We start from the raw sequence: 13,554 nt of genomic DNA, 5'->3' as shown, positions 1-13,554 counted from the left end.
ACCATTCACCAGGAGACAACACCATGACCTCTGCTTTTTCGCGCGCCCGGCGCATGGTCGCGCTTGGCAGGTTGGCGGCACTTGCCTGCATGGCCGGCAGCGCGCTGGCGCAGCAGCCCGCAGCCTACCCCACCAAGCCCATTCAGCTCATCGCCCAGCAGCCGCCTGGTAGCGGTTCGGACGCCATGACCCGGGTGTGGGCCGACTGCGCCGCGCGTGAACTTGGACAGGCGGTGGTGGTGCAGAACAAGCCCGGGGCCAACGGCATCCTGGCGGTCAACTACTTGAAATCACAGCCAGCGGATGGCTACAACCTTCTGAGCATTGGCATGTCGCAGATGACGATCACACCGTATGTCTACAAACAGCAGCCCTACGACCCGCTGCGCGACTTTGACGGTGTGGCTGTGCTCGGAACATCACCGCTGGTGCTGGCAGTGCCGGCAGGGCAGGGCATTTCCAGCCTGGCTGATCTGCAAAAGCTGGCGCGGTCCACGCCCGGCGGGGTCAACTTCGGCTCGCCGGGCAAGGGCAGCCCAGCGCACCTGTTGACATCGGCACTGGTGGACAAGCTGGGCGTGCCCGGCACCCATGTGCCTTTTGTGGGTGAGGGCGCGGGCCTCACCGCGCTCATGGGCCAGCAGATCCACGCGATGACGCTGGTGATTGGCACGGCAGCAGCACAGGTCAAGGCGGGCAAGCTGGTGCCGCTGGCGCTGTTTGGTGCGCAGCGCTCGCCGTTGCTGCCCGAAGTGCCCACCATCGCTGAAGCCTTGCCCGCTGCCAGCGACCTGGCGCGGCCCGCGTGGATCGCCGTGGTGGCCAAGGCCGGCACGCCCCCCGAGTTGCTGAACCGGCTCAATGCGGTCACCGAGAAGTGTCGGGGTGGCGATTCGCAGTACAAGGCCCGCCTTGAAGCCATGAACGTCACGCTCACTGCCACCGCACCTGCCGATGCGCGCACCTGGGCGGCGCGTGATGCGGCCGTGTGGCGCCCGCTGATCGACAAGCTGGGCCTGGCCACGGAATGACGGCGGGCACTGCAGAGCCTCAGGTCACGCTGGCCCACGGTGGGCAACTGCGCGGCCTGCGGGAGGAGGGCGTGCGTGTGTTCCGTGGCATGCCGTACGCGCAAGCGCCACGTGGCGCGCTGCGGTTTGCGGCGCCGTTGCCCACAGTGCCGTGGTCTGGTGTGCGCGATGCCACCGCGTTTGCGCCCATGGCACCGCAACTGGCCCGCACCGCGCGTGCCGATGCGCCCATGCTGGGGGGCGACGACTGCCTGGCGGTCAATGTGTGGGCGCCAACCGCCGAGCCCGGCGCCCGCCTGCCCGTCATGGTCTGGGTGCATGGCGGCGGATTCTTTCGCGGCGCGGCCAGCGAGCCGCTGTACGACGGCGCGTCGCTGGCGCGACGGGGCGTGGTGCTGGTGTCGGTGCAGTACCGTTTGGGCATTGACGGGTTTTTGCACTTCGAAGGCGAGGAGCATGCTGCACCCGCCAATCGCGGCCTGCTGGACTTGCTGCTGGCATTGCAGTGGGTGCGCGACCATATCCACGCCTGGGGCGGGGATGCGGCGCGCACCACGGTGTTCGGCCAGTCGGCCGGTGCCGGGGCCTTGGCCTGTCTGATGGGCATGCCCGCGTCGCGTGGGTTGTTTCAGCGCGCCATTTTGCAAAGCCCCAGCGTCGCCTGCCAGACCTTGCAGGAGGCCGCTGCGGCGCGCCATGCCGTGGCCGTGCTTGCGGGTGTGGAGCCCACCCTGGCTGCACTGGGCGCGGCGCAGCAGGCAGCTGTGCTGCACGCCGTACACCGGCTGGCCTCCGAGCCTGCCCTGCGGCACCAGCACGGGCTGGGCGGACGCAACTTCTTTCCCTTGCGGCCCGTGGTCGATGGACGGGTGCTCACCGCACCGCCGTTGGAGGCGCTTGCGCAGCAGTGGGCCGACCAGCCGCCGGACCTGCAGGTGCTGGTGGGCAGCAACGCGCAGGAGATGCGCCTGTACCACGTGCCTGGCGGTGCCATTGACCGGGTGACGGAGGCGCAGGTCCATGCCTTTGCGCAGGATGTGGGCTTGAGCACTAGTAGCGCCGAGGCCCTGCGCAACATGCTGCCGTCCGCGCAGCAAACGCCTGGGGAGTGGCTGTGTGCGCTGCAGTCCGATTACTACTATCGTGTGCCCGCGCAGCGCATTGCCGCGCTGGCCAGCCGCTTTGCCCGCAGCGCCCATGGTTATGAGTTCACCTGGCCCTCGCCGCAGTGGCGTGGGCGCCTGGGCGCAGCGCATGGGGTGGAGCTGCCGTTTGTATTTGGCAATCTCCACACGCCCACGGCGCAGGAACTTGCAGGGCCCACGCCGCCCATTGTGCTGGCCGAGGCACTTCAGCAGCGCTGGGTGGCGTTTGCGCGGGATGGCAACCCCGGATGGGCACCGTACATCGGTGCACAGGCGCCGGTCCAGCACTTGGGTGAGACTCTGTTTTGTGCACCCCACCCGCAGCCTGAGCGGTTTGCGCTCTGGGAGGGAGTTCTGTAGCGACCCTCTCTCAGGGCTCACCCGTCAGGGGTACCACAGCGGCCGTTGGCTCGCTACACTGAGCCAGCGCTTGCGCGCGACCAACCAACTACAGAGAGAGGGATTGCCATGGCTTCAGCCAGTGTGGGAGATTGCCTGTCCGGTGCCTGGGGCACCTTCAAGAAAAATGCCATCACCCACGTGGTGTGCACCTTGCTGGTGATGGTGGTCGCCGGCATCAGCGCCGGCCTGCTGGCCGGCCCCATGGTGGTGGGCTACATGCGCATGATCGAGCGTGAGACACGCGGAGAAGCGGTGCAGATCGGCGACGTCTTTCGGGGCTTTGACGACTTTGTGCCCGCCTTTGTGGCGGGGCTCATCAGCTCGCTGGTGGTGTCGCTGGGCTTCATGCTGTGCTTCATTCCCGGCCTGCTGGTCATGGCGCTGCCCCCGGTCGCGCTGTTCCTCGTGGCGCGCGGCGAGCGCGATGGTGTGGCCGCCTTCAGCCAGGCCTGGAGCATCGTGACCAAGAACCTGGGATCGGCGTTTTTCTGTTCGCTGGTGCTGGGCATCGTGGGCTCGCTGGGCTTCCTGCTGTGCTGGGTGGGCGCGCTGGTGACGCTGCCGCTGTCCACCATCGGCTCCTACTACATGGCACGCCAGCTGGTGGGCGATGAGCCGTTGGCCCTCCCTCCGCTCTGAGCCCGGCCCTGCGGTGGCGCCTGCAGGCACAACGCCTGCTTGGCAACCGCTCGATGGAGGGGCGCGGCGGTTGCGGCTGGTGCTTGGCCTGGGCTGGCCGCTGGCCATGGCCGCCACACCCTGGTGGCTGGGGCAGGGCGGGCTGGGCCTGGGCTGCGGGTTTCGGGCGCTGACGGGCATGCCCTGCCCGCTGTGCGGTGGCACCCATGCGTGTGCGGCCCTGGTCCAGGGCGATCTGGCTGCCGCCTGGGCGGCCAATCCGGGCGCGCTGGTGCTGCTGCTGTGGCTGGCGCTGCTGGCGGGCCAGGCGGTGGTCGAAGGCGCCTTGGGTCGCCGCCGCTTCGCACGATGGCCGTGGTGGCACCCGGCGGTGTTGACTGCCGTGGGCGGCGTTGTGGTGGTGTCCTGGCTATCGCGCCTGGCCGGGCTGGTGTAACGGCTTGCCGGGCCCTCGGGGCCTTGGTGCCTTTGTATCTCCCGCTTTTGTTGGGTGATGGTTTTTTACGGCCATCCGGCTGACCCAAACAGCGGATGACCTGCCAGGGCTTGTGCGTGCACCACATGCATGCACATCGGCCGACTTCGGCGGGTGCCCCGCAGCGGTGTGCATCGTTGCAGGGCAAGCAGACCCGGTGGTGCACTGTGTCCGTGCGCCAGGCTGGTGCATTGAGCTTGTATACCAGTTGGCACGGAACCTGCGACACCGCAGGCAATGACCACCGCCACCGAGATCAGCAACCGCATCATCGAAGCCGTGATGGCGCAAAAGCTCGCGCCTGGCTCCCGCCTGGGCGAGCAGCAGCTGGCCATGCTGTTCGACTGCAGCCGCACCATCGTGCGCGAGGCACTTACGCGCTTGTCCACGCGGGGCATCGTCACCGTCAGTGCCCGGCGCGGCTGGTATGTGATCGAGCCATCGCAGGACGAAGCGCGCGAGGCCTTCGAGGCGCGCCGCGTGATCGAATTGGGCTTGCTGCACCAGCTCAAGGTGGTGGACAAGGCCGCTCTGCGCCAGCTCAAGAGCCACCTGCAGCGCGAAAAGGCGGCGCTGGCAGGCTCCGATGTGGGCGTGCGCAGCTTTCTGCTCGGCGACTTCCATGTGTGCCTGGCTGAGTGCCTGGGCAACAGCCTGCTGGCCGATACGCTGCGCGACTTCACGGCGCGCACCACGTTGATCGCCATGCTTTACCAATCGTCGCACGACGCCGCACAGTCGTGTGCCGATCATGTGCGCATCGTCGAGGCGCTGGAGGCAGGTGACATTGCGCGCGCCGAGTCGCTCATGTCGGAACACATCGGCACCGTGCAGTCGGCCCTGCGCCTGCAGGCCAGCAGCGACCCGCTGGCGGGGCTGCGCGACGCGCTGGCGCCCGTGCGCAAGAGCCCCGCACCAACCACCCCACCGGCCCGCGCGCGCAAGCCCCGGGCCGCTACCCAGAGTTCCATCCCCCCAGCGTCTGACCCAGACGCACCTGCCGACGCATCCACCTACCTAGGAGCCCTGCTATGACCACCGTCCGCACCGTCACCTCGTCCACCCGCCGCCTGACCCTGGGCGTGCTTGCCGCCACCGGCCTCGCAGCGGCATTGATGGCGCCCGCCGCCCATGCGCAGAACGCACTGGACAACATCCTCAAGGCCAAGGAAATCAAGATCGCCATCCCCACCGACTACCCGCCGTACGGTTTCGTCGGCACGGACCTCAAGCCCCAGGGCCTGGACGTGGAGATGGCCAACTACATCGGCACCAAGCTGGGCGTGAAGGTCGAGCTGATCCCCGTGACCAGTGCCAACCGCATCCCGTATCTGCAGACGCAGAAGGCCGACCTCGTCATCTCCACGCTGGGCAAGAACCCCGAGCGCGAGAAGGTGATTGACTTCACGGCGGCCTACGCACCGTTCTTCCAGGCCGTGTTCGCGAGCAAGAGCCTGAGCATCAAGAGTTTTGCCGACCTGACCGGCAAGTCGGTGGCCGTGACGCGCGGCGCCATGGAAGACCAGGAGCTGGCCAAGGTCGCGCCCCCCGGCGTGGACGTGAAGCGCTTTGAAGACCATGCCGCCAGCATCTCGGCCTTCGTGTCGGGCCAGACGCAGGCGATTGCCACCAGCGCCTCCACGGCGGGCACCATCATGGTCAAGAACCCCAACCTGCAGACCGAATACAAGCTGCTGCTGAAAGACAGCCCCAACTTCATCGGCGTGGCCAAGGGTGAAGACAAGCTGCGCCTGCGCGTGAACGAGATCATTGCCGAGGCTAAGAAGTCGGGCGACATCGACAAGATGTCCAGCAAGTGGCTGGGCCGCCCCGCGGGCGACCTGCCCCTGTGATCGCAGTTTTCGCCCCCCGCTGAAAGAACCGAACAGGACCGTGGCGTGACAAGCGCCACGCGGCATCCGCACCATGCTGATTGCGCTTGATTTTTCTGCCGTGCTCTCCTCGTGGCCGCTGCTGGTGCGCGGCGTGCTCTGGACCATCGGCCTGACCATCGTGGGCACCGTGCTGGGCCTGCTGCTGGGCACGGCCTGTGCCTGGGCACGCGCCCGCAACCTGGGGCCGCGTGCGCTGCCACTGCGCTGGGCGGTGGCCAGCTATGTGGAGCTGGTGCGCAACACGCCCTTCATCGTGCAGCTGTTCTTCCTGTTCTTTGGGCTGCCTGCGCTGGGGCTCAAGCTCTCGCCCGAGTTCGCCTCCGTGCTGGCCATGGTGATCAACCTGGGCGCGTATTCGGCTGAGATCATCCGCGCTGGCATCGAGGCCACCCCGCGCGGTCAGATCGAGGCGGCGCACAGTCTTGCCCTCACGCCAGGCCAGACCTTCCGCCGCGTGGTGCTGCCGCCCGCGCTGCAAAAGGTGTGGCCCGCCATGGTCAGCCAGATCATCATCGTGATGCTGGGCTCGGCCGTGTGCGGGCAGATATCCACGCCTGAGCTGAGCTATGCCGCCAACCTGATCTCCAGCAACACCTTCCGCGCGTTCGAGGCCTTCATCCTCGCCACGCTGGTGTACCTGGCTCTGTCGATGTTGACCCGCCGCCTGCTCATGTGGGTGGGCGCCCGATTTTTGGTGGGGAGATAAGCCATGGTGGAATTTTCTCTGTGGGACATCCTGCGTAACCTTTTGCTGGCGGCGCGTTGGACCGTCTCGTTGTCCCTCATCGCCTTCATCGGTGGCGGCCTGGTAGGCCTGCTGCTGCTGGTGCTGCGCTTGTCCAAGGTGCGTGGCACCGAGCGTTTGATCGGTGCCTATGTGCAGGTGTTCCAGGGCACGCCGCTGCTCATGCAGCTGTTCCTGGCGTACTTCGGCATTGCGCTGTTTGGCATCAAGACCTCGCCGTGGACGGCGGCGGCCGTGGCGCTGACGCTCTACACCAGCGCCTACCTCACCGAGATCTGGCGTGGCTGCGTGGCCTCCATCCCCAAGGGCCAGTGGGAGGCTGCGCAGAGCCTGGCACTCAACTTTGCCGAGCAGCTGCGCCATGTGGTGCTGCCGCAGGCACTGCGCATTGCGGTGCCGCCCACGGTGGGTTTTCTGGTGCAGGTGATCAAGGGCACGGCGCTGGCTTCGGTGATTGGTTTTGTCGAGCTGACCAAGGCTGGCAGCATGATCTCCAATGCCACCTACCAGCCCTTCCTCGTCTACGCCTGCGTGGCGTTGCTGTATTTTGTTTTGTGCTTCCCGGTGAGCCTGGTGGCGCAGTCCCTTGAAAGGAAACTCCATGGCCATCGCCGCTGAAGCCCCCAAGACCAACCCCACCACTGCTCACGACGGCATCGTGGTGGGCGAGCCCCCCATCGTGGACATCACCGCGCTGCGCAAGTCCTACGGCAGTAACGAAGTGCTCAAGGGCATTGACCTGAAAGTGCAGCGTGGTGAGGTCATCGCCATCATCGGCAAGAGTGGTTCGGGCAAGAGCACGTTGCTGCGCTGCGTGAATGGACTGGAGGAGTTCCAGGAAGGCGCGCTCAGCGTCAACGGCCAGAGGCTGTTGCACGACAGCCCCGCCGCCATGCGCGCGCTGCGCCAGCAGGTGGGCATGATCTTCCAGAGCTTCAACCTGTTTCCGCACCTCTCTGTGGGCCGCAACATCATGCTGGCGCCCACCCTGGTCAAGGCGCGTGATGGCAGGGCTGCAGATGCGCAGGCGCGCCAGTTGCTGGCCCGTGTGGGCCTCGCCGAAAAGTTTGATGCCATGCCCGACCAGCTCTCGGGCGGCCAACAGCAGCGTGTAGCCATTGCGCGTGCGCTGGCCATGGAGCCGCAGGTGCTGCTGTGCGATGAGATCACCTCGGCGCTAGACCCCGAACTGGTGGGCGAGGTGCTGCGCGTGGTGGAGTCCTTGGCGCAAGAAGGCATGACGCTGATGATGGTCACGCACGAAATGGCGTTTGCCCGCAAGGTAAGCGACCGGGTGATCTTCATGCACCAGGGGCGGGTGCATGAGCAGGGCACGCCTGCCCAGCTGTTCGGCAGCCCGCAGACGCCTGAGCTGCAGCAGTTTTTGTCCTCGCTGCACGATTAGTCATAGCAATTCTGTCAGGAGAAAGCCCTTCTCGGCGCGTGCCCGGGCCTTCTCCATGGTCACTGTCACTTAAAAGTGCATGCCTTTCTCAAATTCCACCGCAGAAAGAGTGCCGTTGTTGTTGGCGTCAAGCTCTTTGAAGCGTTGGCTGATGGCTGGCAAGAGTGCAGCCTCCTTCTCGGTCAACTTACCGTCCTTGTCCGTGTCTGCGCGATTGAATGCCGTTGTCGCCGCCTTGGACGGATTGCCGGTTCCTGGTCCGTATGAGTACGCCTTGTCCTGGCTTGGGGTCTGTGCCTGCAAGGTACCCACACCACCCAGAGAGAGTGCGGCGAAGAGCATCACGCTGCGTGTGTCGAACGAGTACTTGCGTCGTTGCTGTGCTTTCATGGTGAGCCTGGCTCCTTGGAAGTTGAACAGGCTTGCATTGCACCGCAGCATGGCGTGCCGCGCCAGCACTCTTGCCTGCTGTTGCCTCACTCAACATTTGCCAGCGTGGTGTAACGCGGCACGCCTGTTGTGTGTAGATGTCCGCGCAGCTTGTAGCCAGACGCAAACATCCCTGGATGTGCGTTCACACCTCACCTTCTCAGGCGTATGGCCTGACTCGCAGGCCCGTGGCCGTCCTACAGGCAGGGGCCGGTTGCGGCAAAACAATGCATCCAAGCATTTCGCTTGATCGCACGTTTTCCTGAAGGAGTTCTCCATGCAAAAGCAAACCGTCTTCGCCGCCCTGGCCGCCCTGGCATGCACCGCTGCACTGGCCCAGGCCCCCGCCAACAGCAATGTGCGCCCTCCGTCCGAAGTGAACCCTTCTGCATCCGGTGGCCCGGCGGCGTCCAAGGCACAGAACAAGGTGGACACGCGCAGCGCCAACAGCAGCGCCATGCCTGCCAACCCCGCAGCGGGCGACGGACGCGCAGCGCCGGTAGCCGAGATCAACCCCAGCGCTTCAGGCGGCAAGGCCGCAGCCAAGGCCGATGCACGGGTCAATGCGCGTTTGATGGACACCAACGGCGACGGCATGGTGTCGCGCCAGGAATGGGACGCCTACCACGCACATGCATGGGACACCATGAAGCCCACCAACGCTGGCGTATCCACGGCAGACATCGACAAGCTCAACCGCACCCCCGCTACGCATTGATCTATCCTCAAGCAGCGCATTGACAGCGCTGTGCTTGCGCCCCGTGGTGCACCATCCTGTGTGCCACAGGGCGTTGGTTCGCGTGCCGCGCATGAAGTGCGTGGTGCGCCGCGGGTAGGGGAATTGGGGGTGAGACGTTTGCACCCGTATGGCGGTGGCGGAGAATCCGGGGCAGATTCACTGCGGTGGCATGTGCTGTGCAGAAGCTGCCGTCCATCTTCCCGTTACCTCTTCAAGGCACCCCCATGGGCAACCGACTCACAGAAATCGCCACGCGCACCGGCGACGCAGGCACCACCGGCCTGGGCAACAACCAGCGCGTCTCCAAAAACAGCCTGCGCATCCATGCCATGGGCGATGTGGATGAACTCAACTCGCACATCGGCCTGTTGCTGTGCGAGCCACTGCCCGATGAAGTCCGCACCCTGCTGGTCGAGGTGCAGCACCAGTTGTTCAACCTGGGAGGCGAGCTGTCGATCCCGGGCTTCGAGCTGCTCAAGGCCGACGCTGTCTTGGCATTGGACGAAGCCCTGGCTCACCACAACGCCGCGCTGCCGCGCCTGCAGGAGTTCATCTTGCCCGCAGGCACCCGCGCCGCTTCACAGGCCCACGTGTGCCGCACCGTGGCCCGCCGCGCCGAACGCGCGGTAGTCGCCCTGGGCAATGAAGAGGCCCTGAACGACGCGCCGCGCCAGTACCTCAACCGCCTCTCCGACCTGATGTTCGTGCTCGCCCGCGTGCTCAACCGTATGGATGGCGGTGATGACGTGTACTGGAAAAGTGAGCGCCTGGCACAGCAGAATGCTACTGAATAAATAGCATCCGGCGCATATTCATCTAGCGCTTGGGGATGTTTTCATTAAAAATCGCCCCCCAGCCTTTGCGAGGGGCGAGCCCCAGACCAGGACCGCCGCGCAAGGGCCGCCCCGCCGCGCTGGCGGTGTCCCTCTTCCCGGATCGCGCTAGCGATTCGAGAGAAGGGGGAAGCAGCGAAGCCGCTCAGGGGGATGCACCTTATCTCGGTGCGAGGATCGCCATCGTCAGCCGCGACACGCAGGTCAGCTCACCCGCTTCGTTGTGCAGATCGATGTGCCACACATGCGTGGTGCGGCCAATGTGCACGGGCTTCGCCGTCCCGGTCACCCAGCCGCTGGTGGCAGAGCGCAGGTGGTTGGCGTTGATATCCAGGCCCACGGCGCGGTAGCCCTCCGGCAGGGCGTAGTAGGCGCCGGTGGAGCCCATGGACTCGGCCAGCACCACGCTGACACCGCCGTGCAGCAGGCCAAAGGGCTGGATGGTGCGGTGGTCTACCGGCACGCGGGCGCGCAGAAAGTCGTCACCCACCTCGACAAACTCAATGCCCAGGTACTCTACGGCGGTATTGCGGTTGGCGGCCTTCAGCAGGGCCAGGTCGATGGGTTTTTTCCAGATGGGCATGGTGTTCACGGGTCAGGGCCAAGTCAGTGCAAGCCGCTGATTGTGCCAATGCCTGTGGTCCCGCCCTGTGCCGCAGGTGCCTAGGAGCCTGTCGGACTTGGAAGTCGTCGGCTGCAAATCGGCCGCAGCGGTCCATTTTTTACCGTCTTTTTGCCCCATAGCCGGGCTATGGGTCTGCAAATCCGGCAAAAACTGTCCTCGCTGGGGCCGATTCTCGCTATCGACGCTCCAAGTCCGACAGGCTCCTAGCCTCAGCCCACAAACTTTCCGTTGGCGCCCATCACCCCCAGGTCCAGAAAGCGCGAGCCCACATACGGCGCGCCGCTGGCGTAGTCGATGGACAGGCCACCCAGGTCGTTGCTGCGGATGCCTGCGAGGGCGTTGCGCAGCTTGGCGCGGGTCAGGTCGCGGCCAGCGCGCTCCAGGCCCTCGGCCAGCACACGGGCGTTCACGTAGCCTTCAAAGCTGCGGGCCGAAAACTCCTGGTAGCCCAGCGCGCGCATGGCTTTCTGGTAGTCGCGCACCACGGCGTAGCTGGTGCGGGCGGCGTCGGGCAACACCATCGACAGTGCAATGCCCGAGGCCTTGCCCCCCAGCTGGCGCAGGTTGTCGCCCGACAGCGCCACGCTGGTGGCGGCCAGCGGCGTGCTGGGAGAGACCTTCTTGAACTCGTTGACCAGCGTGGCGGTGATGTCGCCCGCCGTGCCCAGCAGCACGGCGTTGGGCTTGGCGGCCACGGCCTTGCTCACCACGTCGGCCACCTGCGCACCTTGTGCATCCAGCTTGAATGCCTTGGGCGCGGGCTGTTTGGCGGCGGCCATGGCCTTGGTCACATCGGCCAGAAACTCGCGGCCAAAGGCGGTGTCCTGGTACACGACAGCCAGCTCGGTGATGCCCATGGACACCAGCTTCTGCGCCAGGCGCTGGGCCTCATCGGTGTAGCTGGCGCGCACGTGGAACACCGAGCGGTACTCGGCCTTGCGCAGCGAGGTGGCGCCGCTTTGCGGGGCCACATACGGGATCTGCGCCTCGTCCACCAGCGGCAGGATGCGCTGGTTGTTGGCCGTGCCCATGCAGGAGATCAGCGACACCACGTTGGCATCGGCAATCAGCTTGCGCACGTTGTCTTCGGAGCGTGCAGCGTCATAGCCGTCGTCCAGTGCCAGCAGCTTGATCTCGCGGCCGTGAATGCCCTTGGCGTTGGCCTGGGCAACACCGGCGTCCAGCCCCTGCTTGAGTTCCTTGCCCAGGCTGGCCAGTGCGCCGCTGGTGCCCAGCGAGCAGCCAATGGTCACGCTTTTGGCGTCCATCGGGTCTTGCACGCCCACGGCGCGCGACGAGGGGGCAAGCAGCAGGCCGGTGCTGGCGGCCACGAGGGATTGGGTGAACTGACGGCGTTGCATGGTCAAAAAAACTCGCAGGCAAAAAAACCACCAGCCCCGGAGTGGGGCTGGTGAGGGTGGGAGAGGGGAGGTCGATAGACCTAGGGTTAACCCTGATTTTATCTGCCCGGGCTGGCAATTGGCTGTCAAAGGCATGGGGACCCAGGGGGCGAGCAGCGCCCCCTATGCCCTTTCTCTCCCCTTCGCGCCTTATGCCGCGCTGGCAGGGTCCGCTGGCGCGCGCATGTTGCCCGTCTCCACATACCGCTGGTGCCACGACAGCGCCTCGTTCAGCAGGTGCGGCGTGTGCTGGCCCACAGCGCTCTTTTTGGCTCGTGCCACGTAGTCGTGCAGGGCAGGTCGGAAGTCCGGATGCGCGCAGCGGTCGATGATGATCTCGGCGCGCTGCGTGGGCGAGTGGCCGCGCAGGTCGGCCAGGCCCTGTTCGGTGACGAGGATCTGCACATCGTGCTCGGTGTGGTCCACGTGCGAGGCCATGGGCACGATGCACGAGATGCTGCCGTTCTTGGCCAGCGACGGCGTCATGAAGATCGACAGGTAGGCATTGCGCGCAAAGTCGCCCGAACCGCCAATGCCGTTCATGATGGCCGAGCCCATGATGTGCGTGCTGTTCACGTTGCCGTAGATGTCGGCTTCGATCATGCCGTTCATCGCAATCAGGCCCATGCGGCGGATCAGCTCGGGGTGGTTGCTGATCTCCTGCGGGCGCAGCACGATGCGCTGCTTGTAGTAGTCGATGCGGTCGTTGAAGTCCTGCATCGCCGCCGGGCTCAGCGACAGGGCTGTGGCCGAGGCGCTGGCCAGCTTGCCCGAGCGCAGCATGTCCAGCATGCCGTCCTGCAGCACCTCTGTGTAGGCCGTGAGGTTCTCGAAAGGCCCGTTGTTCAGGCCCGCGAGCACCGCGTTGGCGATGTTGCCCACGCCCGACTGCAGCGGCAGCAGGTCTTGGGGCAGGCGGCCCTTTTTCACTTCGTGCTGCAAAAACTCGATGATGTGGCCCGCGATGCGGTTGGACGTGTCGTCCGGTGCTGCGTACACGCTGTTGCGGTCGGGCTGGTTGGTCATCACCACGGCGATGACCTTGCTCGGGTCGCAGCGCAGGTAGGGCTCGCCAATGCGTTCGTCGGGCCGCGTCATGGGGATGGGCTTGCGGTGCGGCGGCCGGTCGGTGCCGTAGTAGATGTCGTGCATGCCTTCGAGCTGCGGGTTGTGCCAGGCATTCACCTCCAGGATGACCTTGTCGGCCTGGTCCAGCCAGGTCTTGTTGTTGCCCACGGATGACGACGGGATCAGCCGCCCGTCGGGCAGCACGCCCGCCACCTCCACCACGGCTACATCGAGCTTGCCCAGAAAGCCGAACCACACGAACTGCGCCACGTGCGACAGGTGGATGTCCACGTACTGCATCTGCCCCGCATTGATCTGGCGGCGCACCGTCGGGTCGGACTGGTAGGGCAGGCGCATCTCGATGCCATCGACCTTGGCCAGGGCTCCGTCCAGCTCGGGGGCGGTGGAGGCCCCTGTCCACAGCCCGATCTTGAAACCATGACCTTGTGCGTTCAGGCTCTCGATGCGGCGCGCCAGCGCACCCGGCACGGCCTTGGGGTAGCCTGCGCCGGTAAAGCCGCTCATGCCCACATGGGCACCGGCGGGGATCAGGGCGGCCGCCTCGTCGGCGGACATGGTGCGGGAGAGAAAGTCGGGGTACAGAACCCGATCGGCCAGGGACATGAACAAACTCCGCAAAAAGAAAAAAAGCCACCCGCCCGGTGAGCGGATGGCCCTGTGGACAAAACCCAGGATGCTAGCCTGCGTTCCTTACAAATTAAG

General features: G+C 65.7%; 15 protein-coding genes. 11 read left to right on the top strand and 4 right to left on the bottom strand.

From position 1 onward, the window contains the following. The first annotated feature begins 23 nt into the window (after window positions 1-23). The 9 genes from AC1Q64_RS12605 (at window position 24) to AC1Q64_RS12565 (ending at window position 7,737) form a co-directional block, all read left to right on the top strand. Window positions 24-1,031: a Bug family tripartite tricarboxylate transporter substrate binding protein gene (locus tag AC1Q64_RS12605; protein ID WP_492251551.1), complete on the top strand. Its 1,008-nt coding sequence runs from the start codon at window positions 24-26 to the stop codon at window positions 1,029-1,031. Next, window positions 1,028-2,536: a carboxylesterase/lipase family protein gene (locus AC1Q64_RS12600; RefSeq protein ID WP_492251550.1), complete on the top strand. Its 1,509-nt coding sequence runs from the start codon at window positions 1,028-1,030 to the stop codon at window positions 2,534-2,536. The genes AC1Q64_RS12605 and AC1Q64_RS12600 overlap by 4 nt, the downstream gene beginning before the upstream one ends. A 108-nt stretch (window positions 2,537-2,644) precedes the next feature. Further along, the gene (locus AC1Q64_RS12595) at window positions 2,645-3,217 is read left to right on the top strand and encodes a hypothetical protein (RefSeq protein ID WP_492251549.1); all 573 of its coding nucleotides are present in this window, start codon (window positions 2,645-2,647) and stop codon (window positions 3,215-3,217) included. Then, a complete protein-coding gene (locus tag AC1Q64_RS12590; protein WP_492251548.1) occupies window positions 3,189-3,653 on the top strand; it encodes a DUF2752 domain-containing protein in 465 nt (154 codons plus the stop codon). Before AC1Q64_RS12595 ends, AC1Q64_RS12590 begins: the two co-directional genes overlap by 29 nt. A 276-nt stretch (window positions 3,654-3,929) precedes the next feature. Next, window positions 3,930-4,727: a GntR family transcriptional regulator gene (locus AC1Q64_RS12585; protein ID WP_291434957.1), complete on the top strand. Its 798-nt coding sequence runs from the start codon at window positions 3,930-3,932 to the stop codon at window positions 4,725-4,727. Continuing rightward, complete coding sequence (locus AC1Q64_RS12580; protein WP_492251547.1) at window positions 4,724-5,545, top strand: transporter substrate-binding domain-containing protein; 822 nt, start codon at window positions 4,724-4,726, stop codon at window positions 5,543-5,545. The genes AC1Q64_RS12585 and AC1Q64_RS12580 overlap by 4 nt, the downstream gene beginning before the upstream one ends. A 73-nt stretch (window positions 5,546-5,618) precedes the next feature. Then, window positions 5,619-6,293, top strand: a complete 675-nt coding sequence (locus AC1Q64_RS12575; RefSeq protein WP_492251546.1) for an amino acid ABC transporter permease — start codon at window positions 5,619-5,621, stop codon at window positions 6,291-6,293. A 3-nt stretch (window positions 6,294-6,296) separates the two neighbouring features. Next, window positions 6,297-6,950, top strand: a complete 654-nt coding sequence (locus tag AC1Q64_RS12570; RefSeq protein ID WP_492251545.1) for an amino acid ABC transporter permease — start codon at window positions 6,297-6,299, stop codon at window positions 6,948-6,950. Continuing rightward, a complete protein-coding gene (locus AC1Q64_RS12565; protein WP_492251544.1) occupies window positions 6,934-7,737 on the top strand; it encodes an amino acid ABC transporter ATP-binding protein in 804 nt (267 codons plus the stop codon). Before AC1Q64_RS12570 ends, AC1Q64_RS12565 begins: the two co-directional genes overlap by 17 nt. Before the next feature lie 69 nt (window positions 7,738-7,806). On the opposite strand, the gene AC1Q64_RS12560 is transcribed toward AC1Q64_RS12565, so the two are convergent. Next, the gene (locus tag AC1Q64_RS12560) at window positions 7,807-8,127 is read right to left on the bottom strand and encodes an EF-hand domain-containing protein (RefSeq protein WP_492251543.1); all 321 of its coding nucleotides are present in this window, start codon (window positions 8,125-8,127) and stop codon (window positions 7,807-7,809) included. Window positions 8,128-8,443: 316 nt separating this feature from the next. Here AC1Q64_RS12560 and AC1Q64_RS12555 point away from each other — a divergent pair, with 316 nt between their 5' ends. Continuing rightward, window positions 8,444-8,884 (top strand): hypothetical protein, encoded by a 441-nt coding sequence (locus AC1Q64_RS12555; RefSeq protein WP_492251542.1) that lies wholly within the window; start codon window positions 8,444-8,446, stop codon window positions 8,882-8,884. Window positions 8,885-9,129: 245 nt separating this feature from the next. Continuing rightward, window positions 9,130-9,699 carry a cob(I)yrinic acid a,c-diamide adenosyltransferase gene (locus AC1Q64_RS12550; protein ID WP_108500130.1) on the top strand — a complete coding sequence of 190 codons (570 nt, stop codon included), beginning with the start codon at window positions 9,130-9,132 and terminating at the stop codon, window positions 9,697-9,699. A 199-nt stretch (window positions 9,700-9,898) separates the two neighbouring features. On the opposite strand, the gene AC1Q64_RS12545 is transcribed toward AC1Q64_RS12550, so the two are convergent. The 3 genes from AC1Q64_RS12545 to scpC form a co-directional block, all read right to left on the bottom strand. After that, window positions 9,899-10,321 (bottom strand): hotdog fold thioesterase, encoded by a 423-nt coding sequence (locus AC1Q64_RS12545; RefSeq protein ID WP_492251656.1) that lies wholly within the window; start codon window positions 10,319-10,321, stop codon window positions 9,899-9,901. A gap of 251 nt (window positions 10,322-10,572) precedes the next feature. Further along, the gene (locus tag AC1Q64_RS12540) at window positions 10,573-11,724 is read right to left on the bottom strand and encodes an ABC transporter substrate-binding protein (protein ID WP_492251541.1); all 1,152 of its coding nucleotides are present in this window, start codon (window positions 11,722-11,724) and stop codon (window positions 10,573-10,575) included. A gap of 189 nt (window positions 11,725-11,913) precedes the next feature. Continuing rightward, entirely contained in the window at window positions 11,914-13,455 is a 1,542-nt protein-coding gene (gene scpC, locus AC1Q64_RS12535; protein WP_492251540.1) for a succinyl-CoA:acetate CoA-transferase ScpC, read from the bottom strand. Window positions 13,456-13,554 lie beyond the last annotated feature (99 nt).

Source organism: Acidovorax sp. GW835-FHT14G06, from assembly GCF_058793595.1.
This window is presented reverse-complemented; position numbering and strand designations above follow the sequence as displayed.

What these genes read in the sequence shown, in the direction of transcription:
- AC1Q64_RS12580 (WP_492251547.1), top strand. Translation starts at nt 4,724, where the DNA reads ATGACCACCGTCCGCACCGTCACCTCGTCCACCCGCCGCCTGACCCTG.
- AC1Q64_RS12570 (WP_492251545.1), top strand. Translation starts at nt 6,297, where the DNA reads ATGGTGGAATTTTCTCTGTGGGACATCCTGCGTAACCTTTTGCTGGCG.
- AC1Q64_RS12605 (WP_492251551.1), top strand. Translation starts at nt 24, where the DNA reads ATGACCTCTGCTTTTTCGCGCGCCCGGCGCATGGTCGCGCTTGGCAGG.
- AC1Q64_RS12575 (WP_492251546.1), top strand. Translation starts at nt 5,619, where the DNA reads ATGCTGATTGCGCTTGATTTTTCTGCCGTGCTCTCCTCGTGGCCGCTG.
- AC1Q64_RS12555 (WP_492251542.1), top strand. Translation starts at nt 8,444, where the DNA reads ATGCAAAAGCAAACCGTCTTCGCCGCCCTGGCCGCCCTGGCATGCACC.
- AC1Q64_RS12545 (WP_492251656.1), bottom strand. Translation starts at nt 10,321, where the DNA reads ATGCCCATCTGGAAAAAACCCATCGACCTGGCCCTGCTGAAGGCCGCC.
- AC1Q64_RS12560 (WP_492251543.1), bottom strand. Translation starts at nt 8,127, where the DNA reads ATGAAAGCACAGCAACGACGCAAGTACTCGTTCGACACACGCAGCGTG.
- AC1Q64_RS12565 (WP_492251544.1), top strand. Translation starts at nt 6,934, where the DNA reads ATGGCCATCGCCGCTGAAGCCCCCAAGACCAACCCCACCACTGCTCAC.
- AC1Q64_RS12585 (WP_291434957.1), top strand. Translation starts at nt 3,930, where the DNA reads ATGACCACCGCCACCGAGATCAGCAACCGCATCATCGAAGCCGTGATG.
- AC1Q64_RS12540 (WP_492251541.1), bottom strand. Translation starts at nt 11,724, where the DNA reads ATGCAACGCCGTCAGTTCACCCAATCCCTCGTGGCCGCCAGCACCGGC.
- scpC (WP_492251540.1), bottom strand. Translation starts at nt 13,455, where the DNA reads ATGTCCCTGGCCGATCGGGTTCTGTACCCCGACTTTCTCTCCCGCACC.
- AC1Q64_RS12590 (WP_492251548.1), top strand. Translation starts at nt 3,189, where the DNA reads ATGAGCCGTTGGCCCTCCCTCCGCTCTGAGCCCGGCCCTGCGGTGGCG.
- AC1Q64_RS12600 (WP_492251550.1), top strand. Translation starts at nt 1,028, where the DNA reads ATGACGGCGGGCACTGCAGAGCCTCAGGTCACGCTGGCCCACGGTGGG.
- AC1Q64_RS12550 (WP_108500130.1), top strand. Translation starts at nt 9,130, where the DNA reads ATGGGCAACCGACTCACAGAAATCGCCACGCGCACCGGCGACGCAGGC.
- AC1Q64_RS12595 (WP_492251549.1), top strand. Translation starts at nt 2,645, where the DNA reads ATGGCTTCAGCCAGTGTGGGAGATTGCCTGTCCGGTGCCTGGGGCACC.